This is a genomic window from Taklimakanibacter lacteus (assembly GCA_003576695.1).
GTDB lineage: Bacteria > Pseudomonadota > Alphaproteobacteria > Rhizobiales > Aestuariivirgaceae > Taklimakanibacter > Taklimakanibacter lacteus.
This window is the reverse complement of the sequence record QOZQ01000003.1, coordinates 398262-423655: the sequence shown is the minus strand read 5'-3', so window position 1 is coordinate 423655 and position 25394 is coordinate 398262. Positions and strand designations below refer to the sequence as shown.

22 protein-coding genes and 1 tRNA gene are annotated in these 25394 nt (G+C 64.5%); 7 read left to right on the top strand and 16 right to left on the bottom strand.

Annotation, left to right across the window (positions count from 1 at the left end; all coding sequences use genetic code 11):
• Positions 1 to 337 precede the first annotated feature (337 nt).
• Positions 338 to 619: a hypothetical protein gene (locus tag DT068_RS07605; RefSeq protein WP_119389185.1), complete on the bottom strand. Its 282-nt coding sequence runs from the start codon at positions 617 to 619 to the stop codon at positions 338 to 340.
• 318 nt (positions 620 to 937) lie between these two features.
• Here DT068_RS07605 and DT068_RS07600 point away from each other — a divergent pair, with 318 nt between their 5' ends.
• The 3 genes from DT068_RS07600 (at position 938) to DT068_RS27940 (ending at position 3336) form a co-directional block, all read left to right on the top strand.
• A complete protein-coding gene (locus DT068_RS07600; RefSeq protein ID WP_119389184.1) occupies positions 938 to 1531 on the top strand; it encodes a thermonuclease family protein in 594 nt (197 codons plus the stop codon).
• Between the two features lie 341 nt (positions 1532 to 1872).
• Positions 1873 to 2277, top strand: a complete 405-nt coding sequence (locus DT068_RS07595; protein WP_119389183.1) for a hypothetical protein — start codon at positions 1873 to 1875, stop codon at positions 2275 to 2277.
• Positions 2278 to 2556: 279 nt separating this feature from the next.
• On the top strand, positions 2557 to 3336 hold the full coding sequence (locus DT068_RS27940) for a hypothetical protein (RefSeq protein ID WP_162914049.1): 780 nt from the start codon (positions 2557 to 2559) through the stop codon (positions 3334 to 3336).
• Between the two features lie 114 nt (positions 3337 to 3450).
• Here the strand turns inward: DT068_RS27940 and DT068_RS07580 are convergent, their stop codons facing one another.
• Positions 3451 to 4743 (bottom strand): RsmB/NOP family class I SAM-dependent RNA methyltransferase, encoded by a 1293-nt coding sequence (locus DT068_RS07580; RefSeq protein ID WP_119389180.1) that lies wholly within the window; start codon positions 4741 to 4743, stop codon positions 3451 to 3453.
• 48 nt (positions 4744 to 4791) lie between these two features.
• Positions 4792 to 6261 (bottom strand): IMP dehydrogenase, encoded by a 1470-nt coding sequence (guaB, locus tag DT068_RS07575; protein WP_119389179.1) that lies wholly within the window; start codon positions 6259 to 6261, stop codon positions 4792 to 4794.
• Between the two features lie 365 nt (positions 6262 to 6626).
• Here guaB and DT068_RS07570 point away from each other — a divergent pair, with 365 nt between their 5' ends.
• Positions 6627 to 7076: a BA14K family protein gene (locus tag DT068_RS07570; RefSeq protein WP_119389178.1), complete on the top strand. Its 450-nt coding sequence runs from the start codon at positions 6627 to 6629 to the stop codon at positions 7074 to 7076.
• 230 nt (positions 7077 to 7306) lie between these two features.
• On the opposite strand, the gene DT068_RS07565 is transcribed toward DT068_RS07570, so the two are convergent.
• Positions 7307 to 8044 (bottom strand): RlmE family RNA methyltransferase, encoded by a 738-nt coding sequence (locus DT068_RS07565; protein ID WP_119389177.1) that lies wholly within the window; start codon positions 8042 to 8044, stop codon positions 7307 to 7309.
• The gene (locus DT068_RS07560) at positions 8041 to 9069 is read right to left on the bottom strand and encodes a Ppx/GppA phosphatase family protein (protein WP_368904521.1); all 1029 of its coding nucleotides are present in this window, start codon (positions 9067 to 9069) and stop codon (positions 8041 to 8043) included. Before DT068_RS07560 ends, DT068_RS07565 begins: the two co-directional genes overlap by 4 nt.
• A 277-nt stretch (positions 9070 to 9346) precedes the next feature.
• Between DT068_RS07560 and DT068_RS07555 the strand changes: the two genes are divergently transcribed.
• The 3 genes from DT068_RS07555 to DT068_RS07545 all read left to right on the top strand — a co-directional run bounded on the left by DT068_RS07555 (position 9347) and on the right by DT068_RS07545 (position 12535).
• A complete protein-coding gene (locus tag DT068_RS07555; protein WP_119389175.1) occupies positions 9347 to 10207 on the top strand; it encodes a sensor histidine kinase in 861 nt (286 codons plus the stop codon).
• Between the two features lie 14 nt (positions 10208 to 10221).
• On the top strand, positions 10222 to 12198 hold the full coding sequence (locus DT068_RS07550) for an ATP-binding protein (RefSeq protein WP_368904520.1): 1977 nt from the start codon (positions 10222 to 10224) through the stop codon (positions 12196 to 12198).
• A 263-nt stretch (positions 12199 to 12461) separates the two neighbouring features.
• Positions 12462 to 12535 (top strand) — tRNA-Gln (locus DT068_RS07545).
• 101 nt (positions 12536 to 12636) lie between these two features.
• On the opposite strand, the gene minE is transcribed toward DT068_RS07545, so the two are convergent.
• The 11 genes from minE to DT068_RS07490 form a co-directional block, all read right to left on the bottom strand.
• The gene (gene minE, locus DT068_RS07540; RefSeq protein WP_119389174.1) at positions 12637 to 12909 is read right to left on the bottom strand and encodes a cell division topological specificity factor MinE; all 273 of its coding nucleotides are present in this window, start codon (positions 12907 to 12909) and stop codon (positions 12637 to 12639) included.
• Positions 12906 to 13721: a septum site-determining protein MinD gene (gene minD, locus DT068_RS07535; protein WP_119389173.1), complete on the bottom strand. Its 816-nt coding sequence runs from the start codon at positions 13719 to 13721 to the stop codon at positions 12906 to 12908. The genes minE and minD overlap by 4 nt, the downstream gene beginning before the upstream one ends.
• 22 nt (positions 13722 to 13743) lie before the next feature.
• Positions 13744 to 14451 carry a septum site-determining protein MinC gene (gene minC / locus DT068_RS07530; protein ID WP_119389172.1) on the bottom strand — a complete coding sequence of 236 codons (708 nt, stop codon included), beginning with the start codon at positions 14449 to 14451 and terminating at the stop codon, positions 13744 to 13746.
• 153 nt (positions 14452 to 14604) lie between these two features.
• Positions 14605 to 16725 carry an adenylate/guanylate cyclase domain-containing protein gene (locus DT068_RS07525; protein ID WP_119389171.1) on the bottom strand — a complete coding sequence of 707 codons (2121 nt, stop codon included), beginning with the start codon at positions 16723 to 16725 and terminating at the stop codon, positions 14605 to 14607.
• Entirely contained in the window at positions 16722 to 17849 is a 1128-nt protein-coding gene (locus DT068_RS07520) for an ABC transporter substrate-binding protein (RefSeq protein WP_368904519.1), read from the bottom strand. Before DT068_RS07520 ends, DT068_RS07525 begins: the two co-directional genes overlap by 4 nt.
• Before the next feature lie 224 nt (positions 17850 to 18073).
• Positions 18074 to 18352 (bottom strand): hypothetical protein, encoded by a 279-nt coding sequence (locus DT068_RS07515; protein WP_119389170.1) that lies wholly within the window; start codon positions 18350 to 18352, stop codon positions 18074 to 18076.
• 91 nt (positions 18353 to 18443) lie between these two features.
• A complete protein-coding gene (locus DT068_RS07510; protein ID WP_162914048.1) occupies positions 18444 to 18977 on the bottom strand; it encodes a hypothetical protein in 534 nt (177 codons plus the stop codon).
• Positions 18978 to 18993: 16 nt separating this feature from the next.
• Entirely contained in the window at positions 18994 to 20190 is a 1197-nt protein-coding gene (locus tag DT068_RS07505) for a gluzincin family metallopeptidase (RefSeq protein ID WP_119389168.1), read from the bottom strand.
• A gap of 122 nt (positions 20191 to 20312) precedes the next feature.
• A complete protein-coding gene (locus tag DT068_RS07500; RefSeq protein WP_119389167.1) occupies positions 20313 to 21089 on the bottom strand; it encodes a TfuA-like protein in 777 nt (258 codons plus the stop codon).
• A gap of 8 nt (positions 21090 to 21097) precedes the next feature.
• Positions 21098 to 22309 carry a YcaO-like family protein gene (locus tag DT068_RS07495; RefSeq protein WP_119389166.1) on the bottom strand — a complete coding sequence of 404 codons (1212 nt, stop codon included), beginning with the start codon at positions 22307 to 22309 and terminating at the stop codon, positions 21098 to 21100.
• Entirely contained in the window at positions 22306 to 25365 is a 3060-nt protein-coding gene (locus DT068_RS07490; RefSeq protein ID WP_119389165.1) for an ATP-binding protein, read from the bottom strand. The genes DT068_RS07495 and DT068_RS07490 overlap by 4 nt, the downstream gene beginning before the upstream one ends.
• Positions 25366 to 25394 lie beyond the last annotated feature (29 nt).

Below are 25394 nucleotides of genomic sequence, written 5' to 3'. Positions count from 1 at the left end.
CGAGTTCGGACAGCGCAGCCCGCCTCCATGATCGAGGCGATGCCGAGGGTAGCTCATGGAGCCGTCCTTCCGGAATAGGCGGCACTGCCTAGAATGCTTCAGATCCCCGATACGATCCCGAGCGCGGCGCCAAGGACTGTCCACCAGAACACGATGGAGGCCCCTCTTCGAAGCCCTCGCGCGCGCAGCGAAGTCGAGGCCCGCCAGCGAAGGCGTCGAGCGCCGGCGGGCCCCTTCCTGGAGAGCCGCCAGAAGGGAGCGAGGCGGCAGCTCCGTTCAGTCCTCACGCCGGCTATGCTCGCTCGGACACGCATGGGAAATAACCCTTCCTGGACGTCTAGTCATTCTTCGCATGCCTGATCCAGTCGTGGATCGCGCCGGCGATCACGCCCACGCAAATTCCCGACAGCATCGTGCCGCCGATCACCAGGCCGAAATCCTCGCCGGCATTGAGGCCGGCAAAGTCACCCAGCGCGTATTCGACCGCCACCGAGAGCGCTATGAACACAAACGTTCCGACGAACACCGGTTGCGCCAGACTGGATGACCGATCCGGCTTATGAAATCGCCTTCCGGCCTGTGTCTTGGTGTCGGCATGCGAATCCATCTGGCCGATCATGTTGATCCCTGTATTTTGTGGCTTGATTTATTGGCACATGGCGCCGGCAAGTTGGATAGGCAGGATTGCCCACTTCCGGGCCGGCACACATCGCGGCGTGTCTAGAGTTGGGCCGCACTGCGATGTGGAGAGATCGAGGGAGAGAACAGTGCGGCCCCAGTTAAGTGGCTAGACGATCCCATCTTGGGGTCACAGGCGCTCAATTTGAAATAGGTGGGACTACCTATCTGCTCCCAGCTGCGCCGCAGAAAACTGGGCAGTTCCACCCATTTTCATCCTGCGCTCGCGGACATATCGACGTCCGTGGAAACCGCCTGCATGCGAGCCTGGATGACTGGACCATACCGGAACACCGCCCGAGAAAAAGCCCCGTCGCTGGTGCCGCGAATTCGTCGGCAGCATTCGCCGGATGCCCGCAGCTCGAAGAGCGCAGCACTGGCGGGCGACGACCAATGGTTCGCCTATGGCCTCGCGGTCGTGGCGCTTCTGTTCCTGATCCTCATTCATGCCCATGGCGGGCCGGGTGCAATGGTTTCAGGGCCGGCCAGCATTGTCGATGGCGATACGCTGCGGATCGGTCGGCAGGAAATCCGGATCCGGGGAATTGAAGCCCCTGATGCCGGGCAGGCATGCCGGCGCCCGCAAGGAGTCTGGGACTGTTCGCGAGCGACCATCGTTGCCATGGCGAAACTGATCGCGGGCCGGACAGTTCGCTGCGAAGGGAGCGAGCGGGACGGGCATGGCCGATTGATCGGGCACTGCTCGACCGAAAGCGTACCCGACATCGGCGCCTGGCTGGTTTCGGCTGGCCTGGCTCGAGCCTTCATCAGGCAATCGAGCGAGTATGTCGATCTGGAGAGACTGCCGCGAAGCAGGAACCTCGGCATCTGGCAGTCAACGACGCAGAAGTGAGAGTGAAAAGCCCTACCCGTCCACAGCAAGGTCCCACAGCATCTTCACGTTGAGTGCTATGATGATGGCGGCGATGATCGCCGACACGACAGTGAGGCATCGCCCCGGTCGCGGCGCCATGCGGTCGATTACGGCGGCTGATCACTCGCCCATGATATAGCATGTGCTATGTCTCTGACAATGGACTAACTCTATATCCTATGTAGGGCGCGCTTCGTCGGGGCGTCGCGTTGATAGTTCCACTCCCTCTTGCGGTGAGGGGAATTTTCATGCCCATCCCAAAGAAGACATGATCAACTGGCACATCGGGGCATCGTTGGTTTCAAGAGGTTCCCTTAACCATGAGCGAGACCGAGCCGATAAGCCCCACCCATGACCTGCGCGTTTCCGAGCCGATGGAACCGCCGAAACCGCCCGCCAATGCCCAGCCGGGCCCGTTGCCCTATGGCGGGACGCAAGGCAAAGTCGACTATATGGAAGCGCGCATCGCCAGCATCGAAGCCCATGTCGATCACATGCGCGACGATATCGGCGACACCCGCCTCGATCTGCGGGAAATTGCGAAATCCGTGGCTTCCCTCAGCGGCGAGGTCCGGGAGCTCGACAACCATATTGGCCGCCTGCCCGGCAAGGGCTGGATGTTCTCGGCCCTCCTCATCTTCACCGCCGCCATCTGCGCCACGATCATCTATCTCGAGCAGATCCGCCAGTATCTGGGCGTGGTCCTGCCCAGCACGGCGCCTTAGAGAATATCCCGCCAAGGTTGAAGATCTTGGCGACAAGAATTTGCGAGATTAACAAGCGGCTCCAAGTTTTAATCGTGAAGCGGGCGACATTCATCATTGTCACTCGTCGTGCTCCATTGCGGAATTACTGAGCCAATTCACCATAATATAGCGCTTCAACTTAGAGATTAACGGACCGAATACTTCAGAGATTTGCGGCATATCGAAACCTCCAAGAAGAAACTTGGATTTCTGTACGGGAGTGTTTCATCAATGCGGGTTTCACGGCGGACTCTTAAAATGGCAATGGGCGCAGCTTCGCTGGCCGCCTGTCTTGCCTTCTCAACCTCACTCACTTTGGCCGAGGCTGGCGGCGGTGGCCTCGGTGGTGCCATTGGTGGCGCGGTTGGCGGCGCGGTCGGAGCTGTTGGCGGCGTCGTGGGCGGCGCGGTCGGCGCGGTCGGCGGCGTGGTTGGCGGTGTCACCGATGGTGTCGGCGGCGCTTTGGGCGGTGGCGACACCGCCGGGTCGAGCGCCAGTTCCAGCGACGCTGCGGGCACGGCCGGCAACAGCAAGAAGAAGGGCCTCGCCGCCAAGGCGAAGCTCAAGCTCAAGCTCGGTCAGAAGACGCTGGTGAAGACCAATTTCAATGTCGGCGTCCTCAACAAGAAGAGCCTCGTCAACGCCAAGGCCAAGGTCGGGGTCGGCAATCTCGTCAATGCGAAGGCCGGCGCCAAGGCGCTGGCGGGCGATGGCACGCTAGTCGGCGCCAAGGCCAAGCTGGCTGTCGGGCAAAGTATCAAAGCCGGCGTGGGTGCCACGGTCGGCACCGACGGTATCGGCGCCAATGTGAATGTCTCGCTCGGCGGCGGCGGCAAGGGCACGGGTGGCGGCGGCAAGGGCACCACCTCCGGCGATCGCGACGCGATTGCGAGCCAGATCGCCTCGCTGTCGAATTCCGAGCGTATCAAGCTCAAGAAGAAATGCGGCGCGGTGCTGGCGGCGCCCGAAAGCTACAGCCGCGATGCCACGCTCCTCTGCCGTGTCCTCGCCGAGCTCTCGGTGTCGCAGGCGAATTGATCCGGGATTCCCTCACGCTCTGATTCCCCTTCCCCTTGCGGGAAGGGGAATTCAATGCCCGCCCGATTGAGGCGACGTTGAAGTCCTCCCTGCAAATCCCTGCATCTTGCCTGTTTATCCCTGCTTTCGCAGGGGGGCTATGAAGAAGCCGTCCGTCTGATGGCTGAGCGGCGTCAGCAGCAACGTGTCCCTGCCTGCCCCCGCCGAAGCGGGCGGCTCGGTGCCAATGGCGCTCCGCCACTGGCCGGACAAGGGAATCGACTCGAAACCGGAATGGGCCGACAGGAAGGCTTCGATCTGGTCGTCATTCTCCTGCGGCAGCACCGAGCAGGTGATGTAGATGAGCCGTCCGCCCGGCTTCACCAGGGCGGCGCCGCGCGCGAGCACCGCTCGCTGGTCGGCCATTCGTGTGCCGAGCTGCTTTTCGGTGAGGCGCCATTTGGAATCGGGGTTGCGGCGCCAGGCGCCCGATCCCGAGCAGGGCGCATCGATGACGACGCAATCGACTTTTCCCCTGATGGTGTCGAGTCTTGCCCCTTCATCCGAACCTATCACTTGAACATTGCGCGCACCCGCCCGCGTCAGGCGCTCGAAGATCGGGCGCAGGCGGTGCTTGTCCTGGTCATAGGCATGGATCTGGCCCTTGTTGCCCATGAGAGCGGCGAGCGCCAGGGTCTTGCCGCCGGCACCGGCGCAGATATCGGCCACCTGCTCGCCGGGCCTGGCGCCCGACAGAAGTGCGGCCACCTGGGAGGCCGCATCCTGCACCTCATACCAGCCCTTGCCATGGGCGGGCTCGGCCTCGACATGCGGGTTGCGCTTGTCGGGACCGGGGGCGGCGAGCCTCACGCACCAGGGCGACAGCGGCCCCGCAACCGCGTTGAACTTCTCCAGCGCCTTGAGCACCTTGGGGCGATCGGCCTTGAGAATGTTGGCCCTGAGATCGATGGGCGCCCGCTCGGCCAGCGCGCGCCCCTGTTGTGCCGCCATTTCGCCGAAAGCGCGCGCGAAGGAGGAAGAGAGCCAGTCGGGATAATCTCCCGCGATATGAGCTGGCGCATCGGCCGACGTCTCGCGCGTCAGCGCCTGCGTCTCATCGCCGGTGAGGGCGCCCGGCCCATGCTCCTCGGCGAAGGCATGTGCGATCTCTTCGGGCGACCGCTTCCAGATCTCGCCGAGCGCCGCCAATACCAGCGCACGCGGCGCGTCGGCTCCCATGCGATGCGCCAGCGAGCTCTTCCGGCGCAGCACGTCATAGACCAGCGTGCCGATCGCATGGCGATCGCCGGCGCCGGCAAAGCGATGCGCCCTGCCCCAGTCCTTCAGGGCTTCCGATGCCGGACGATGGCGGCCAAAGATTTCCGCCAGCACCTCGATCGCCGCCGCACCGCGCCCGCCTTCACGCATGGCAAGAGCCCTCGCACCTCGGCGCGAGGGTGGTGGGGCGGCCCAACCTCACCCCTGCCTCTGATAGTTCGGCGCCTCGCGCGTCACCATCACGTCATGCGGATGGCTTTCGCGCAGGCCCGCATTGGTGATGCGGATGAACTGCGCCTTGGTCTGCAGATCGGCAATGGTCGCGGCTCCCACATAGCCCATGGCGGCGCGAAGCCCGCCGACGAGCTGGTGCAGCACCGCCCCGACCGCGCCCTTATGCGGCACTTGGCCCTCGATGCCTTCCGGCACGAGCTTGAGCTGGTCCTTCACCTCCTGCTGGAAGTAGCGGTCCGCCGAGCCCCGCGCCATGGCGCCGACCGAGCCCATGCCGCGATAGGATTTGTAGCTGCGGCCCTGATAGAGGAACACCTCGCCCGGGCTCTCATCCGTGCCCGCCAGGAGCGAGCCGATCATCGCCACGCCGGCGCCGGCGGCCAGCGCCTTGGCGAGATCGCCCGAATATTTGATGCCGCCATCAGCGATCACCGGCACGCCCGCTTTGGCTGCGGCATCGGCGCAGTCCATGATGGCCGAGAGCTGCGGCACGCCGACGCCCGCCACCACGCGCGTGGTGCAGATCGAGCCCGGCCCGATGCCGATCTTGACCGCATCGGCGCCCGCATCGATGAGCGCTTCCGTCGCTTCAGCGGTGGCCACATTGCCGGCGATGATCTGCACCTTGTTGGAGAGCTTCTTGATGCGCTTCACCTGGTCGATGACATGGACCGAATGGCCATGCGCGGTGTCGACCACCACGAGATCGACGCCCGCATCGATCAGAAGCTCGGCGCGGGCGAAGCCCTTGTCGCCGGTGCCGGTGGCCGCGGCAACGCGCAGGCGGCCCTGCTCGTCCTTCGCGGCATGGGGATGATGCGCCGCCTTCTCCATGTCGGTGACGGTGATGAGGCCGACGCATTTGTAACTCTCATCGACGACGATCAGCTTCTCGATCTTGTATTGGTTGAGGAGCCTCGTCGCCTCGTCGCGGTCTACGCCCTCGCGCACGGTGACGAGATTGTCCCTGGTCATCAGCTCGGCGACCCTCATCTTGGAATCGGTGGCGAAGCGCACATCGCGGTTGGTGACGATACCGACCAGCGTGCCCGAGCCTGAGACCACCGGAATGCCGGAGATGTGGTGCTGCTCCTTGAGGCGCATGAGGTCGCCCAAGGTCGCATCGGGACCGATGGTGATCGGGTTGATCACCATGCCCGACTCGAAGCGCTTCACCTGGCGCACCTGCTCGGCCTGCTGCTCGGCGTCGAGATTCTTGTGGATGACCCCAAGGCCGCCGGCCTGCGCCATGGCGATGGCAAGGCGGGCCTCGGTCACCGTGTCCATGGCGGCCGAGATGATCGGGATCGAGAGCTGGATGTCGCGGGTGATGCGGGTCCTGGTCGAAACCTCGGCCGGCAGCACGGCGGAGGCGCCGGGTTTCATCAGCACATCGTCAAAGGTCAAATATTCCGGGATCTGGCGCCTGGCCATTGGCCAACCTCCGTAAAAGCACTCATCGTGCAAAGAGACTCAATCTGGGTTGGCGCTGGCTCATAACACTCAGGTGAGTTCCCCGGCAAGCGGCAAAGCGCCCCTGCCCGGCATTATGGCTATGTCTTTGTTCGGGCGTAGTATTCCGAGGCCCCCGGCGCTGTCCAATCCGCAACAATCCGTCACAATTACCCGGCGACGGATTTGGCCATGCATAGCCGTCTTGCCTTTGTCCGCGATCCGGGGGCAACCCGACCTGGACGAATGGCCGGTCCCGCGGTGATCCACCGCAGACCATGTGAAGGAACGAAGCCCGGCGTCAGGCATTTGACCATCAACGCGCCCGGCCTCGAAGGAGTGCCTCGATGAAAAGCAAAACCCTTGCTCTGGCAGCGGCCGCCGTGATGGCCGGCTTTCTCGGCTTCGGCAGCGCCCAGGCTGCGAATGTGATGTCGGGCGCCAGCACGCTTCCCGCCGTCGAAAAGACGCAGAACACGAATGTGCAGAACGCGTCGCATAAGTCGCATAAGAAGTGGCGCAAATGGCGCCGCGGTGGAAACTGGCGGCGGCATCGCCGGCATGGTTTCGGCGGCAGCGGTGTGTTTCTCGGCTTCGGCCTGGCGCCGTTCTATGGCGGTTACTCGCCCTATTACGCCGAGCCCTACTATGCCGAGCCCTATTACATCGAACCCACCGGCGGCAGCCGGCATGTGCGCTACTGCCTCGATCGCTACCGCACATACAATGTGCGCACCAACAAATTCCGTGGATACGATGGCTATCTCCATCGGTGCAGAAGCCCGTACCGCTACTGACGGCTAGTTGGCGGTTTTGTGAAAGCGGGGCCGTGATGGCCCCGCTTCCATTTTTCTCATACTCCGTCATCCCGGCGAAAGCCGGGACCCATTGAATAAGCCCAAGCGGGCGGTTCCGAGAGCCATCAGACGGCACGGCACTCTTGTCTGGTTCGAGTTGCTTGGAACCTTGTATGAGGATGCATGCGGTGTGCGGGTGAGCACTGCTGGCACCACCCGTCGGCACTTATTCAGGGGGTCCCGGCTTTCGCCGGGATGACGGTATTTCCAGTCGGATCTCTATATCCCAGCGCCAGCACGAAGAGCTCGGCGGAATCCTCGCGTGAGGCGGAGGGCTTCACGTGGCGTACCGTCTGGAAATGCTGCTTCATCATCTTCAGCATCTCGCCCTCGGTGCCGCCGCGCAGCACCTTGGCGAGGAAAGTGCCGCCGGGCTTCAGCACATCCTTCGCAAACTCGAAGCCGGCTTCGGCGAGCGCCATGATCTTGAGATGATCGGTCTGGCGATGGCCGGTCGCATGCGCCGCCATGTCGGACATCACGACATCGGCCTTCTCGCCGCCCAGGGCCTCGATCAGGAGTTGCGGCGCATCGTCGTCGAGGAAGTCCTTGTGAAAGATGGTGACGCCCGGGATCGGGTCCATGCCATGCATGTCGATGGCGATGACGCGACCCTTGCCTTCGCGCGCCTTGACCCGCTCGACCGCCACTTGCGACCAGCCGCCGGGTGCCGCCCCCAGATCGACGATGCGGCCGCCCGATTTGAGGAAACGGAACTTGTCGTCGATCTCGCTCAGCTTGAAGGCGGCGCGCGAGCGGTAACCGAGCTTGCGGGCTTCCGCGACATAGGGATCGTTGAGCTGGCGCTCGAGCCAGACCTTCTGCGAGACGGTGCGGCCCTTGCCGGTCTTCACCCGGACCTTCAGGCGGCGCGTGTTCTTGATCGAGGATCCACCCGGGCGGCTCATGCGATCTCAGTCCCGTAAGTGCCGTCGGTCTTCATCATCAGCGTCAATATCCCTTCGCGCAGGCCCCGGTCGGCGACGCGGATGCGCGACGCCGGGAAGGCCCGGCAGATCTCCTCCAATATGGCGCATCCGGCAAGTACCAGATCGGCGCGGTCGCGGCCGATGCAGGCATTGTCCATGCGCTCGTCATAGCTCATGGCGAGGAGCTCGGCGCAGACCCTGGCGATGTCGTCACGCTTGAGCCAGCAGCCATCGACGCGGGCGCGGTCATAGCGCCTGAGGCCCAGCTGCACGCCGGCGATCGTCGTCACCGTTCCCGACGTGCCGAGAAGATGCGCGGGCTCAGCCGCACCGCCCGTGCGGCTGCGGACCCGGTCGGCGAAACTGGCGATCATCGGCCGCAGGAACATCCGCATGGAGTCGTATTTGGCGCCATCGACATCGACGCCGCCGAAGCGCTCCGACACGGTCACAACACCCGCGGCCAGCGATGTCCAGGTCAGGATCTCATGGCGCTCGTCCTGCCTGGCAAGCCACATCAGCTCGGTGGATCCGCCGCCGATATCGAAGATGAGCGCCGTCTCGGCGTCCTCGGCCAGCAAGGGTTCGGCGCCGACAGCGGCGAGCCTCGCCTCCATCTCGCGCCCGATGATCTCGAGCTCGAGCCCCACTTCCTCACGCACCCGGGCAATGAATTCCTCGCCATTGGCGGCCATCCGGCAGGCCTCGGTCGCGACCAGTCGCCGGCGCCCGACCCGGTGCCAGGTGAGCTTGTTGGCGCAGATGCGCAAGGCATCGATGGTGCGCTTCATGGCGGGCTCGCTCAAGGCGCCGCGCCCGGTCAGACCCTCACCCAGGCGCACGATGCGGGAGAAGGCATCGACGACGGCAAAGCCCGAAGGCTCCGGCGACGCGATCAGCAGGCGGCAATTATTCGTGCCAAGATCGAGGGCGCCATAATAGGCATCGCCCCGCTCGGGCCTCTGTTTTGGCGATGCACGAGCCTCCCCCTTGAGGGAGCTCAAGCTCCCGGACGGGCCTTCGTGCCGCCGGGCGCGGGGGTTCCCCGCACCGCTTCTGGCGTCCACTTTTGCAAACCTTTCGGCCTGGCACCCGGGGCTCGGCCTGGCCATTAACCAGGCCCGCAAACGCCGTCGCCGGCAATCCTACTGTTGGAGGCAGATTAACAGCTTGGGCAGGCTAGTCAAAGATCGGCCCACAAAGCGACAAACCGCAACTGTTTGTTAACGCCAAATTATCCGTTTGCCCGCTATTTTTTCCTCTTTAGAGGCGACCCAGTTCATGCGTACTTTCGGGCCCAGGTGGTTCAAGACAGACTCGCTTATTGCCGAATATTCCGACCATTTCGGCCAGGCGATCACCCGGCAGAAGCAGTCGCTCGCCCTCAATGCCGCCAAGGTCGAGGCGGAACTCGCCTCCAAGGCCAAGTCCGAATTCATCGCCAATATGAGCCATGAGCTCCGGACCCCGCTCAATGCCATCATCGGCTTCTCCGACATGCTGAGCACCCTCAAGATCTCCGAGCCGGCCCGCGTCAGCCAGTATTCCGGCTATATCAAGCAGGCCGCCGACCATCTCCTTGCCCTCATCAACGGCATCCTCGATGTCACCAAGATCCAGGCGGGCAGCATGGTGATCGAGCGCCAGGCCATCGATATCGCGCCCATCGTCGAATCCTGCCTCCTCATCATCGAGGCGAAGGCCAAGGAAAAGGACATCATGGTGGCGAGCGAGATCGATGTCGAGCTGCCGCAGCTCTATGCCGACCCGCTGAGGATTAAGCAGATCCTGATCAACCTCCTGGGCAATGCGGTCAAGTTCACGCCCAGCAAAGGGCGCGTCGGGTTCCTGGCGAGCCCGGCAAGCGAGGGCTTCGTCAGCCTCACCATCTCCGACAACGGCACCGGCATGACGGTAGGCGACATCGAGACCGCCATGCGCCCTTTCGGACAGGTCGATTCCGGTTTCAACAAGAAGCATGAGGGCACCGGCCTCGGCCTGCCGATCTCGGCAGCGCTCGCCAAGCTCCATGGCGGCAGCCTCACCCTCAATTCAGAGAAGGGCAAGGGCACGCGGGTTACCGTGTTCCTGCCTGTCTATGACAGAAACCATCACCCCGAAAACGCCCAGAGGCGTCATTGACCGGCGAGAAAACCATGATGCAAACGGCTCAGGCCACGACGACGGCCCCGGTAATATCCGGCACGGTGGAAAGCATCGAGCGCATCGGGCGCATCGTCGCGGTGACCGGCGGCCATGCCATCATCCTGCTCGATGCGGCCGACGGCAAGGATCAGCGCTCCACCAGCCATTGCCCGGAAATCGGCACCTTGCTCAAGGTCGACACGGTCAACTCGGTGACGCTCGCCCTCGTCTCGGCGCTGAGCTCGCCGATGCCGTCGCATGCCCAGAGCGACCAGGAACTGCGCATCATCGAGGTCGAGTTCATCGGCGAGCTGCCGAAGGACGAGCAGGGCCGGCCGAAGTCGTTCCGGCGCGGCATCTCGACCTATCCCTCACTCGGCAATGTCGTTTTCCGGGCCAGCAAGAGCGAGCTGTCCAAGGCCTATGCCTGCGATACCGACACCGCCATCCGCATCGGCCATATCCAGCAGGACGCCTCGATCCCGGCCATGGTCAAGATCGACGAGCTGCTCGGCAAGCACTTCGCCGTGCTGGGCACCACCGGCACCGGCAAATCCTGCTCGGTGGCGCTGATCCTCAGGCGCATCCTCGAGAAGAATCCGCAAGCCCATGTCGTCCTGCTCGACGTGCACCGCGAATACGAGCAGTCGTTCAACGAATGGTCGGAGGTGATCAGCCCCGAGAACATGACGCTGCCTTTCTGGCTGCTCAATTTCGAGGAGATCGTCGAGATCCTGATCGGCAACCAGCCGAACCGCGAGGCCGACATCGAGATCCTGCGCGAACTCATCCCCATCGCCAAGCAGCGCTATATGAACAACCAGCGCAAGGACAAGGCGCATGTGCTGCGCACGCGCGACCAGGGCGATGGCACCAATGTCGGCATCGACACGCCTGTCCCCTATCGCGCTTCCGATCTGGTGGCGTTGCTCGACGAAAATATCGGCAAGCTCGATCTCAGGGGTGAGCTCTCGCCCTACAAGCGGCTGAAGGCGCGCGTCGAGACGATCTCGCGCGATCCGCGCTATTCCTTCATGTTCGGCAACCTCACCGTCCAGGACACGATGGCGGCCACGCTGTCGCGCATCTTCCGCATTCCGGTGGCCGGCAAGCCGATCTCGATCCTGGAGCTCGGCGGCCTTCCGTCCGAGATCATCAATGTGGTCGTCTCGGTGCTGGCGCGGCTCGCCTTCGATTTCGGCCTGTGGAGCGGCGGCCAGATCCCGATCACCTTCGTGTGCGAGGAAGCGCACCGCTATGTGCCGATCGACCGCACGCTCGGCTTCGAGCCGACCAAGCGGGCAATCTCGCGCATCGCCAAGGAAGGGCGCAAATACGGCGTGTCGCTCTGCCTGGTCAGCCAGCGCCCGGCCGAGCTCGATCCCACCATCCTGTCCCAGTGCAGCACCATCTTCTCCTTCCGCCTCAGCAACGAGCGCGACCAGGAGATCCTGAAAGCCGGCATCTCGGACGCGGCAAGGAGCCTGCTCGAATTCATGTCGACCATGGGTGCCGGCGATGCGATCACCTTCGGCGAAGGTGTGGCGCTGCCGACCCGGGTCAAGTTCGACATGCTGCCGAGCCATGCCTGGCCGAAAAGCAACACCGCCTCCTTCACCGAGGGCTGGGCGCGCGGCGCGCCGAGCGAGACATTCCTGCAGGACGTCGTGGCCCGCTGGCGCCAGCAGTCCTTCGGCTCGGTCAGCGCCGAGACTGGCGAAGCCGCCGCCACGCCGCCGCAGCCTGAACCCGTGCAGCGGCCCACTGCCCCGCAGCGCCAGCCCGCGGCGGCCTCGACCTATGCGGCCTCGGGGCCATTGCCCGGCCAGGGCCAGGCCGGCGACTTCCAGGGCATCGGGTCGCGCCTGCGCCGCACCCTGCCGCCGCTTGCGCCCGGCGAAGCGCCGCTGGCGCCTGCGCCCGCCAAGCCCGACGCGGCCGGCGCACAGCCCAGCCTGTCGAGCCTGATGAAGCAGTTCAGGGCGTAAATCGCGCGGGTGCCGACGACCCTCATTTTTTGGATACAGGGAAAATACAGGGAGTTTTGTGCAAATTCGCGCCTCCAGCCGCGGCTAATTCGCCGATTACTCAATGACTGCAATGCCTTGCGCGAAAATTGCCGCCGTAGGCGAACAGGAACGGGAACTGCAGTATACAGGGCGCATCCCTGCAGATCAGGTCAGGCAGCCTCGGACTTGCACAAGCCCGTCGGTGCGTCTATCTAGGCGCTGGCCTTCGCGCCACGAGCGCTTGGGGAATCGTCTAACGGTAGGACAGCGGACTCTGACTCCGCCAGTCTAGGTTCGAATCCTAGTTCCCCAGCCAGCCTTCGCTCGCGAAGCGAGAGAAGGCTGCCGCGCCGTAGCCTGAAAGGCGAAGGCGGGCCGCCTGCCGCGAGCTACGGCTCGGCAAGCCAGCTAAATCCCTCAAGCCGCCCCGGACTTCGGCATGTCGAACTTGTTGGGGATCTCGATATCCACTTCGAGCACCGAGACCGGATCGCCGCGATCCATGCTGATGCGCACCCGGTCCGGATCGAGCGATATGTGCTTGGCGACCACGGCGAGGATCTCCTCGCGGAGCACGTTGAGCAGGTCGGGCTGGCTCGACGCCTTGCGTTCATGGGCAAGCAGGATCTGCAGGCGCTCGCGCGCCACCGGCGCCGAGCCCCCTCTGCGGAAGAACCTGAACACGCTCATGCCGCCCTCCGTCCGAAGAGCTTGTCGAACAGTCCCCTCTTCTGCATCGGGATGGTCATCGAGACGCTTTCGCCCTGCAGCCGCCGCGCCGCCTCCATATAGGCGCGGCCAGGGCCGCTCAGCCGGTTGCCGAGCGTGACCGGCGCGCCGACATTCGATGCGCGCAGCACATCCTCGCTTTCCGGGATGATGCCGAGCAGCGGGGTGGAGAGGATCTCGAGCACATCGTCGATCGAGAGCATCTCGCCGCGATGGGCGCGTGCCGAGTCATAGCGCGTGATGAGCAGGTGCTTGTCGATGCGGCCGCCATTCTCCGCCAGCTTGGTCTTCGAATCGAGCATGCCGATGATCCGGTCGGAATCGCGCACCGACGACACTTCGGGATTGGTGACGATGATGGCGGCGTCGGCATAGCGCATGGCGAGGATGGCGCCACGCTCGATGCCGGCCGGACTGTCGCAGATCACCCAATCGAATTTCTCGCGCAGCTCGGTGATGACCCGCCCGACGCCCTCCTCGGTCAGCGCGTCCTTGTCGCGTGTCTGCGAGGCGGGCAGCAGCCAGAGCGTCTCGAGCCGTTTGTCGCGGATGAGCGCCTGGGAAAGCTTGGCCACGCCCTGGATGACGTTGATCAGGTCGAAGACGACACGGCGCTCGGCGCCCATGACCAGATCGAGGTTGCGCAAGCCGACGTCGAAATCGACGACGACAACCGTCTCACCCGTCTGCGCAAGCGCTGCACCAAGTGCCGCCGTCGTCGTGGTCTTGCCGACGCCCCCCTTGCCAGATGTCACGACCAGGACTTTACCCATTCTCACACCCTCCTTTCACAATTCAATTCAGCGCCGTGATCATCATCACATTGTCGTTCAGCCAGGCCTGCATCGGCCGGCTGCGATACGAAGCGTCGAGCTCCTCGGCTGTCCGGTAATAGCCATTGATCGCCAGGAGCTCGGCTTCGATTTTCTGGCAGAAAATGCGCGCCTGCGAATTGCCCATATGGCCGGCCATGGCGCGGCCGCGCAGCGTCCCATAGATGTGGATCGAGCCCCCGGCCACGATCTCGGCGCCCGATCCGACCGAGCCCAGCACGCTCACATCGCCGTCCGGATGGATGATCGACTGGCCGGAGCGCACCGGGCGATCGATCAGGAGCGATGCGGCTTGTTTCGGCGCCGGAGCGGGAGCGGGCGGCTGTTCCGGCCGCGTCAGCGCGACGATCTCTGTGGAATTGACCGGGCGCCCGGAAAGCAACGGCGGCAGATCAGGCCCAAGCTGCGCCGGATCGGCGCCTTCGAGGCCGATCACGCGGATATCGCGCTCGAGCAGGCAGCCGACCAGATGAGAAATGCCAGGTCTGTGCAGCTTCACATTCGCCAGGTCGAGCACGACTGGCCGGCCTGCGAAGAAGCCCGGCGAACGCGCCAGCCAGCTGTCCAGTTGCGCCAGCCATTCGATGATCGGCCCTTCCGGCGTGAAGACGAAGGCCATGTAGGATCGCCCAAGAAAGCGCATGGTGCGTTGTTGGCTGGCGATCGACATGACTGACCCGGTTCCCGCGACGTTTAAGAGTTCATTAACCTCCACTCTTATGGTTAATGGAAGATTAACGAACGCGCCTTTTGCCCTGCCGCGGCCATTTCGGATCGTGTTTGTCCACAAGCGAGCGCCGAAGCTTGCGTTGAATGACGATCGTCATTCCTGCGGCAGCCGCCTCGCGAGGTCCTCCTGCATGCGCCGCAGTTCCTCCATCGCGTCGCCGATCTGCTGGCGGCTCGGGATGTTGACCGACACATGCCGGCCGGCCAAGGTCACCGCATCTCCCGCATCGGCCGCGCTGAGCCCGTTCAGGCGGTAGCATCCGACCGGCCGGGCGAAGCCCTTCATGGTGAACTCGCCCATGGGCGTTGCATCGACGGCATCGCGGATGAGAAGCCAGGTGGACTCCGCGATCATGATGGTGCCCGCCTCGGTCGACGCCTGGAGTCTCGCGGCAAGGTTCACCGGACCGCCGAGAGCGGTGTAATCAAGGCGATGCTCGGAGCCGAAATTGCCCACGGTGCAATAGCCCGTGGTGATTCCCATGCGCACGCGCAAGGTCTTCGATATGCCCTTCTCCTGCCAGGTCCTGTCGAGTTCCCGCACCCTCTCGCTCATGCGCAGCGCCATGCGCGCGCAGCGCAGCGCGTCGTTGCGGTCACCCTCGGTCTCCGGATCGCCGAAGAAAACCATCATCGCATCGCCGATGAACTTGTCGAGGGTGCCGCCATGCTCGATGGCGATCTTCGACATCTCGCTGAGATAGGTGTTGACGAGGAAGGACAGGCGCTCGGGCTCCATGCTGTCGCTGATATCGGTGAAGCCCGCTATGTCGGAGAAGAAGATGGTGAGGTTCCTGCGCGCCAGCGCCGCCTGGACATCCCCCTTGGCCTTGAAGATCGAATTATAGATCTGCGGCGACAGATATTTCGCGAGGCGCTTGGCGACGCTCTCGAGCTTCGAGGTGCGCTCGGCCACCAGCCGGTCGAGCGTGTCGGTGCGGGTCTGCACCTCGCCCGCCATGCGCGTGAAGGTGCGGGCAAGCTCGCCGAGCTCATCGGTGCGCGTGCGCACGGAGGCCAGGCTCGCGGGCTCGAAGCGCCGCTCCTCGAAGGCCGCGGCCGCATTGGTGATGCGCACCACGGGGGCGGTGATCTGGCGCGCCACATACCACCAGCCGATCAGGAACGCGCCCAATATGCTGACGGCGTTGAGCGTCAGCAGCAGCTTGCTGCCGACATCGATGGCGCGGTTCGAGGCGGCGACCGCATCCCCGGTCCTGCCCTCGACATCGGCAACGAGCCGGTCGACATCGCCCGTCAGTCGCGCCGCGATTGCCCTTGCCTCGCCGGCCAGGGCCTCGGCACTCTGCGTTTCGACCAGGAGATCATGGCGCGGCGCGAAGATGCCTTCGGTCCCTTCGCCGAGATTGATGAGGCCGTCGACGAGAACGCGCAGCACGTCCGCCTCGTCCCCGCTGACGGATCCGTGCGCCGTGCGGAACCGGGCCGCCGCCGCCTCGAAACGCTCGCGCAAGGGAATGAGCAGATTGGCGTCGGGCAGGTTCGTGGCTTCCGCCAGAAGGCCGCCCAGCAGGTTGCCCTCGATGCCGAGTTGCGCGATGGCGGCATATTCGAGCAGCGCCTCCTGCGAATAGCGCAGCTCCGCCGGAACGGGCGCCACATCGCCAAGGGTGCGGTATCCGGTCACCAGGAACAAGGTTGCATCATCGAGAAGCGGGGTGAGCCTCTCGATCAGGCGGCGATGCAGTTCGACGGCGCGGTCGCGGCGGTCGGCCAGCTGCGCTCTCAGCACGAGCTGGCGGCCAACCGACTGGTCAAGCCGGTCGAGGACGAGGGAGACCTCGCTGGTCGCCTTCCTGATGCCGGTGATGAGCGCTTGCGGATTGCCGGGATCGGTGGCGCTGGCGGTCTGTCTTTCGAGATCATCGATCAGCTCGATCATCACCTGCTGATGGCCGCGCACCGCATTCATGAGGCGTTCGCGCTCAACCTCGTCGGCAGCCGAGACAAGCGCCGGCGCGGTGGCGGCGATCAGCGCGCTCTGCTGGGCGAGCCTGAGCGAGTCGGTCATCGAGGGAATATGCTCGCGCGTGATGCGCCGCTGCAGCTGTCCCAGCTCGACAAAGGATATCCAGGCGACGAGGCTCGCCGCCAGGATGAGCGCCACGGCACCTGCAATCGCCACATAGAGCTTGACCGAAAGGCCGATACGCGGCCGCCGGCGTGGGCTCGGGCTGACCGTGTCGGCGCTCATGGCGTCAGCCGCTCGGCCGGGACGACTTCGCCTTTGCGGATCACGGTCAGGAATACCTGGTCGGAACCCTGATTGTCTCCCGCCCCATAGCGCAGCATGAAGCCGCCGATGTCGAATGTGCCCGTATCGACCAGCGCCTTGAGGAAGCTCTCGCGCGTAGGCTGTGCGCCGGCCCTGGCGAGCACATCGGCCGCCAGCCGGCCGGCGATATAGCCCTCGAGCGAGCCGAAGGACGACCGCGCCGCCGCATCATTGGCGACAAGGGCCTTGCGGTATTGGGCGAGCAGCGGCAGCGCGTCAGCTTCGGGAAACGGCACCACCTGCGTGATGTAGACGCCGTCCCCCGCCTCTCCCAAGACGGAGGCGAGCGCGTCGCTGCCGACGAAAGAGAGATTGAAGATCAGCGCATCGACGCCAAGCTTGCGGGCCCATTGAGTGAAGGTGGCGCTCGGCTGGTAGGCGCCGATGACGATGATCGCCTCGGGCTTGAGCCGGTTGAGGCTGAGAAGCGCCGTCTTCACAGCAGTGGTGTTGCGCATATAGGTGCCGGTGCCGACGAGCTCGAGATGCCGCTTGTCGAGCGCTTGGCGGACGCCGGCGAGGCCGCCCCGGCCGTAGGAATCATCCTGATAGAGGACCCCGATGCGCGAGATGCCGCGATCGGAGATCAGCCGATCGATGATCGCCTCGGTCTCCTGGAAATAGGAGGCGCGGACATTCACGACATTGGCGAGGGCCGGATCGCGCAGGAATTCAGCGCCGGTGAAGGGGGCGATGAAGGGAACGCCGGCGGCGCGCGCAATGGGCTCGCTCGCCGCCGATGTCGGCGTGCCGACCGCCCCGATCAGGGCAAAAACGTCATCATCCTTGATGAGCTTCATCGTATTGGCGATGGCGAGCTCCGGCTCGTAGCGGTCGTCATAGCTGCGCAATTCCAGGCGGCGTCCGTCGACGCCTCCGCCCCGGTTCACCTCCTCGAAGGCGGCGAGGATGCCGCGGCGCATCTCGGTGCCCAGATCGGCGGTTGGCCCGCCGAGCGCCGCCGACTGGCCGAACAGGACGCGTCCGGGCGTGACGCCAGGCGTTTGCGCGCCCGCTGCCGTCGCCAGCAGCCAAAGCAACACCGCAACAACGCCCGTCCGGCACCCTTTCATCGCACCGCCCATGAAAACCGCGTCACACTCCCGACTGGGATGGTCCACCAGCCTACATCGCCGAACGATTCGGGAGAACGGCAAGACTCAGAGGCCGATAACAGGGTTAATCCTTACTTGGCGCGAGTTCCCGGCGTGGTTGCCTCACGTCGTACAGGCTGTCCGAAGGCGGAGACCAGTGCCCTGCCGCCGAACTAAGCGAGGTCGTCGTCCGCGATAGTGTAGGTCGCGCCATCCATCGGAAAATCATACTGCGGCAGTCTCTTATACTTAGGCGCGGTGCCGGTATTCACAGCGGCTTCGAATCTCACATGGCCGAACGCCGTATCGCTGGTTGAGCTGGCGGCCTCGAACACATATTTATCGCCGGCCCTGATATCAGCCTTGCCGGAACAGTCCGGATCGATCAGGTCTTCATATCTGACGTGCTTGTCCTTCTTGCCCGAGACTTTGACAGTGAATCTTATACTCATTCCTCGTCTCCCGGTTCGTGGCTGCCGCGCCTGAAACGAAAATCCGGAACGCCGGGCGTTCTGATGGAATCGCCCCGGCGTTCTATTTATCCTAGGCGCCTCCCGGCCTGTTGAGCTTGCCATTGCGATGCGCGAGCTGCATGTGATTGCCATAGGTGTTGGGCGACCGATTGCCCGGAAGATTGGCTTCGAGGATGAGCGTCTCGGCCAGGTCGAAATTCAGCGTGAGCTCCATGAGATTGGTGCGGGCGCGCACCGCCCACATGAAATAGGGCGCGCTGAAGCCGCAACCATTGGCCGGCGCTCCCGAATTCTCGACGATGAACAGCTTGGGTTTTTCGAGCCGATAGCAATGGCCTTCATAGGAATAGCCATAGACGGCGGCGATCGAGACATCCTTGGGCTCCAGGGGCTTGTTGCCGGCCTTCGAATTGACCTGCAGTTTCAGCACCTTGTCGCCGAAGGGCAGCGTGGCCGCGCTCTCATCGGGATTGAGCTTGATGCCATAGAGGGTGAGCTGGTCGGGATAATAGTCATGCGGGTTGGGTGGCGCCGGAATGTCATCCGCCAATGGCGCAGGGGAACCGCCGCTGCTCGATCCGGTTGAAGAAGTCGACTTGGCCATCAAAAATCCTCCTTGCCTAAATGATCTCGCGCCATGCGAAATTGTCCTCGATGCGGTCGGTGAACATGCCGCCACGTCCCTCGCCCGCGGCAGCGACCATCGCCGCAGCCGCGGCCTGGTAGTCGAGCCGATCGGGCTCGAGCCCGCTCCATGAGCGCACCAATATCTCGCCCACGATGTCGCGCGCATCGGCGAGTGCCGATTTGAAGGCGAAATGGCGCGACTGATAGGAGCCGAGCGAAAGGGAAAGCTGGTCCTCGAGCTCTCCGCCGGAATAATCGGTGCGCAGATTCCAGAAATCGCTTGGATGCAGGTCGCTCAGGCCGCGCTCGAACAGCAGCGCCTGATAGATCTCGATCAGCATGTCGAACAACGCAGCGCCAAAGGGCTTCGAGAGATCATGCACTTCGCTGCTCACCTCGCCCATCTTGAGCGAATGGCTGAACAGGCGCACCTGCTTCTCGTCGGAAAGCTCGGCGAAACGGTCAAGCTCATTGACCACCAGGAGATTGCCGCGCGTGCGCCGCAGGAGCAGGTCGAGCGCGGTGTCAAAATGCAGAAGGCTGATCAGCGCGATGAAGTCCGCGACAGCCTCGTGATAGGCGTAGTATTCATGCGGCGGCTCACGGCGCGGCAGGCCCATGACGCCGAAGATGACGAGATGGCCCATCTCGTGGGCGACGGCATCGAAATTGAGGGCGAAGGGCTGGGTCGTTCCGCGCGCCTCATCCTCGCCCATCTCGAGAAAGCCGAAACCCGACTGCGCGTTGCCCCAGGGAAGCCGCGGCACGATCTCGAGGCGCTCATAGGTCGGCTGGAAGAACCAGGGAATCTCCCGCCCGAGATAGCTCTCGCATATGTCCAGCACCCGCCTCGAGCAGGCGAAGACATGCGCTGCCTGGAACTCGCGGCTCGCCGGGTCAAGATGGTCGAAGTGACCGTCGGGGCCGGCTATAGCGGGCGGATTGCAGGCGCCCGCATAGGGCGGCAGATAGGGAAACTCATAAGGCGCCTTGGCGAGGACCGGATCGATGACATACATGCGTCGGTCAGCGGGACCCGGCCCGATCCGATCGGGCGGCGTCGATATCCAGACCGTCTCCGGCTGCTCATAGCCCGGTATGAAGGAAGGCTGCGGAAAGATCCTGAACCGCGTGCCCAATCGCGCGCTGGCGCCACGCGTCTCCGCCTGCCATTGACCAATAGCGTCCATGCAGCCCGCATTCTTGAAGCCCCGCCGGAGACGTATCACGGAAGGCCGGTGGAGTCATCCAGAGACCCGGCCTCCGATGCCTATCGCGTTTACTATGTCAGAATCGAAACCACCCGCTGCGGTCATGAGCACGGCCCGCCGGTCTTCCGGTCCCACAGCCCGTCCGCCGCCAGATCATGCGCCCATGCCTCGGTCATGCGGAAAGCGGGCGGCGTGTGCCGTGGCGCCGGGATATCCGGCGCTTGTGCGAGCCTTGTCAGGAGACTGATTGCATCAGCCCGCTTCTGATCGATCGCCCTGCCCGGCAGCCAGCGTTCCAGCCGCCCAAGGGCTTCAGCCCAATGTGGAAATGCCTGGCGGGCGTCCCCGATGAGGCGTCCATAGCTGCGCTCGACAAAAGGCGTGGCGCGCGCCCGCTCTTCGAGCGCCTTTCCCTGCTCGCACGAAAGCACATGCTCCCGGCAGGCGCGGCGCAAGGTGAGGCGCATGCTGATCAGGGCTTCGCTCAAGGGCTCGGCGCCGAGCTCCGACGGCGTCATCGCGACCGCCACCTCGTCATCATCCGCCAGCGGCGTCTGGGCATACCAGCGGTAGATGAAGCCATGGCCCTGCATGCCAATCGCCGTCAGCTCGGCGGCACGGATGGCGCCGATGCTTGCCGCCCCAAAGACGGCAACGCCATTCGAGCATGCCCAAAGGATCTCCTTGTGGCGCACTGCCGGCACGCTGCCGAACACACCATCGATCAGCACCAACGCTTTCGGCCGATGGGCCTGGCAGGCCCGGACGATGGACCCCTGTTCGGCAGGCGGCAGATAGGTGGCCGGCAGAATGGCGGAAGCTTCGGCGCGTTTGAGTGTCGGTCCTAGAAAGACGACGATGTCCTGTGCCTCGACCATGGACACGCTCAGTTGAAGTGGCGCAGAGGCGGCGCCACCAGGCGCACGACCTCGAGCTTGGGGATGTCGGTGCTGAACAGGGGAACGACCAGCGCGGCCGCTGCGCCGGCGTCCTTCAGCGTGGCCGCGACGGCGGCGAGCGCCGGGGCGCCGGAAGCCGGCGCCTCTCTGCCGGCCGGCATCGGTAGCGTGGCTGCGGGTGAACGAAGCTCATCGCGCCACTGTGCCAGCTGCGCGCGGTCGGGCTCGCGCGGATAGGCGCTTCGGGTCAGGTCCTCGCGGGCCCCTGCAACAGCGGTAAGACGGGCCTGCGCCGCCTCCGCCAGCGCCTTGGCCAAAGCGCGATCCGGCGTGAAGTCGCAACCGAAGCCAACGCCCGGCAAGGGCGCAATCTCGCGATGCCTCTCCCCTTCGATGACCTGGCAGCGATAGACCGGCAAGCCATGACCGGCGGTCACCTGCCAGATGCCGGTGATGAGATCTGCTTGCGCCAGGGAAGCGAGGATCGCGCTGGCGCGCGGACCAGCGACACTTGCGGCATCGATCCGCCATTCGCGATGTCTCTGCGGGTTGCGCTCGGCTGCGGCGACGCTGGCCCGCTCAATGATCTCGAAAGCGGCGTGAAGAATGGCTGCCGGGAGATTCTGTGCCGCGGCAAGGCCGGTGGTTGTTCGCGGAAAGGCAACCGGATGCGGCGAGGGATAGGTATAGACCGTGTCGACCAGCGCCAGCGGCACCGGCCGGATCGTACGGGTGAAAAGATCATAGCCGTCGATCCAGGTCAAAGGCAGCCGATCCCAGCCGACATCGAAGCCATGCACGATCGCATCCGCATAGAGACTGCGAATCTCATCACCCAGATCACACGCGCGGGCCGTGGTGATGCGCCCGGGGTCGATACGCTCGGCCGCCCAGGTCTCGAGCGACTCCATCAGCGCGGATGCGGCCGCATCGATCAGCCGCCGTCCCTTGCCCTGCGACACGGCGTTGGACAGCGAAAGCGGCCGCACCGCCTGGGCTACGGCAATGCCGCCCTGATCGAGGCGCGTAAGGGAGCCGAGACGGGTGATGCCGAATTGACGGCGGGCGGCGAAGACGGTCTCGACCAGGCTTTGGGTCCGGCGCTCCTGCTCCTCTTCGCCAAGATCGGATGCCCCGGCACAGTCCCGGTCGAGATGATCCGGCAGCAAGTCCAGAGACGGCACAAGTCCAGCCGTCACGTCGCCATCCCGGGCCGGAACCGCGCAAGGCGCTGCAGGTCGGCGCGCGCGCGTGCGGCAAGCGTCGCCGCGTCCTGCTCAATCGCGATGGCGAGCGCAAGATTCAAATCCGCTTCCGCTTCCGACCTGGGCTGGCCAAGCGCCTGGCGCAGCCTGGCCCGCGTCCGATAGAGCTCAGCCAGCCAGAATACCTGACCGCTCTGGCGTGACTGCTCGATGGTGGAATCGAGAACGGCGATCGCTTCCGCATACCGGCCGAGGCGCTCGAGGATCTCGGCGCGCATGCCGCCATGCATGGAGACATTCTCCTCCGTTCCGATCTTGCGCTGCAGCGCATAGCCTTCGTCGAACTCGGTCGGCCCCATATCGAGATCGCCGCTCATGGCGCGCGCCCAGCCGCGAAACAGTGCGGCCTTGGCGGTGGCGCCGGGCAGGCCATGCTTGGCGCCGAGCTCGGCCAGGCGGTTGGCGACGGCGATGACCCGCTCATAATCCTTGCGATAGTGCTGGACGCCGACGGCATAGTCGAGCGCATGCACCGTGCTCTCGAGATGATCGATATGCGCCGCCCACTCCATCATTTCGGCCAGGCTTTGCGCGGATGCCTCGTCATCGCCGATGAACCACTGCGAGAAAGCGCGCTCGCCCAGCGCGCAGACCTTGGCGTCATGCCCACCATAGCGTATGCGGCTGCGGCGCGCGCGCTCCTCATCATAAAGTGCGAGCCCCTCCTCGACACAGTGCAGGCAGCTCTTATGCAGCCCCGCGTCGATATTGGTCGCCCAGGCGCAATGCAGGGACTGGAGACGGACTTCCGGATCGGCAGCCCCCTCCAGGTCATGCAGGATCACATCCGAGCGCTGGCGCTGGGTTGCGTAGTCGGGCGCCGTGAACCACCAGCCCCAATAAAGTGGAAACCATTGCGACCGGTCACCCTCGATACGACTGGCGCTCAGGCTGACCCCTTGCTCATAGACGGCGCGCGCCCGCTCCGAGCCTCTGCCATGCAGGGCCGCGGAAACCGGCCCGCGCACGGTGAGCAAGCGTAATCTGAGCTCGGCCAGATTATCCGCTTCGGCCTGCGACTTGGCGAACTGCTCCTCGGCGAAATCGAGCAGGTGATCGGCCTCCTGAACCGCCGATCGCACCACGCAGGATTCGGCGGCCAGGATCGAATAACGTGCCGCCTCAACTGGCTGCCCCGCCTCGCTGCAATGCCAGGCGAGCAGTTCATCGGGCATTCGCGCGACCGCGCCGGCCACAACCAGGCGAACGATCTTGGCCTGAAGCTCGCGCCGGTCGGATTTGAGAAGGTTGTCGTAGGCGGCCTCCTGGATGAGCACGTGGCTGAAGCGGTAGGTGGGCCCCACTGCGGCGGGCCGCACAATTCCCGCCCGCACCAGCTCATGGATCGCCACGTCGAGCGAGACAGGCAAGCTTTCCGTCTCGACCATCTGGGCGAGGAGATCCAGCCCGAACTCACGCCCGATGACGCTCGCCATCTGGGCCACGCGGCGCAAGGCGCCGAGGCTTGCCAGACGTGCCGCGGCCAGGTCCTGCAGGCTCACGATATTGCCTTCGCGCAGCAGCGCTTCCCACTCCTTCGGTCCGGAGCCCTCCGGCATGCGTTCTTTCAGCAAGTGGGAAAGCTCTTCCGCAAAGAGGGGCACGCCATCGCTCTTGGCATGGATGAAGGAGGCAAGCTCCCGTGGCGGCGGCACCTGCCAGATCGACGCGAGCAGCTGCGAGATCGCGACCTCATCGAGGCGCGGCAGCACGATCGGCATCACATTGGTGTGGCGCAGGAGGTCGGTGGCAAAACTTTCGCGCGATGTCACGAGAACAAGGATCGGCCGCGTCTCGATCCTTTCGCACAGGCGCGCGATGGTGGCCTGGGTCAGCGTATCGGCCCAGTGCAGGTCCTCAATCACGACGAGCCGTGAACCGCGGCGCGACCAGTCAACGATGAGATCGAGCACAACATTGAGCGCCTGGCCGCGAACCTCTTCCGCGGAGGCCCCGACGGACCAGGGCGCGGCAGCCCCCTGATCGCCGCTGCCGCTGCCCAGCAGGAAATCCAGAAGCTGCGCGCTCGCGGCGGACACGGCAAAGCCGCGGGCCTCGAAATACCGGCGGATAGCATCGGGATTGATCGCCTGCAGCGTCTTGTCATGCGCGACAACCGCCTGGCGCAACTGATCGAGGAAGGGGTGCAGCGGTCGCCGGTTGCCGCGCGGCTGACATTGAAAGACGAGCGTATCGCCGTCGGCTTCCGCGAGCTCGCGACGGATCTCGGCGACCAGCCGCGACTTGCCCAGCCCCGCTTCACCTTGCAGGGCCACGAGCTGTCCCGTTCCCTTGAGGGCGTCCTGCCATCGCCTGCGGCAGAGATCGAGCTCTTCCTCGCGCCCGATCAGGGGCGCGGCGACGCGCCGATGCGCCGAGAAGCGATCGACATGGGCCAGCCGGGCCGTCGGCTGCCACAGGCGGATGGGCTCGGCAAAACCCTTGAGATGGCGATCGCCCATGGGCTCGAAGGCGAATGCTCCGCGCGTCAGCCGGTATGTGGTGTCGGCGACGACAACGGTATTCGGCTGCGCCTCCGACTGGATGCGGGAGGCAAGCGCCGGGGTGATGCCGACGATCTCGGTCGGGTTCGGCAGATTGCTGTCGCGCGTGTCGGCGACCACGACCAGCCCCGTCGCCACACCAACCCGCAGCTTGAGGAAGGAAACATAAGGCCGTCCCGGCTTGCTGCAGCCCTCCACCATTTCAAGCGCGCACGCCACGCCGCTTTCGGCCGCATCCTCGAAGGGATCAGGCAAGCCGAAATAGGCGACGCCACCATCGCCCTGGACCCGCTCCAGATAACCGCTGTGGCGCTTGATCGCCGCGATCGCATCCTGATGCAGCAGTCGCTGCATGGCACCGAAATCTTCCGGGTCAAGCTTGTGCAGAAGCTCGGTCGAGCCGACAATATCGTAAAAAAGCGCAGTTACCTGCCTGCGCTCGCCCGATAGCGTACCGGTTGACGGGGATTGTTGAGCGGCCGCCATTCAGACTCACATGATTATTTGCCGCCCAA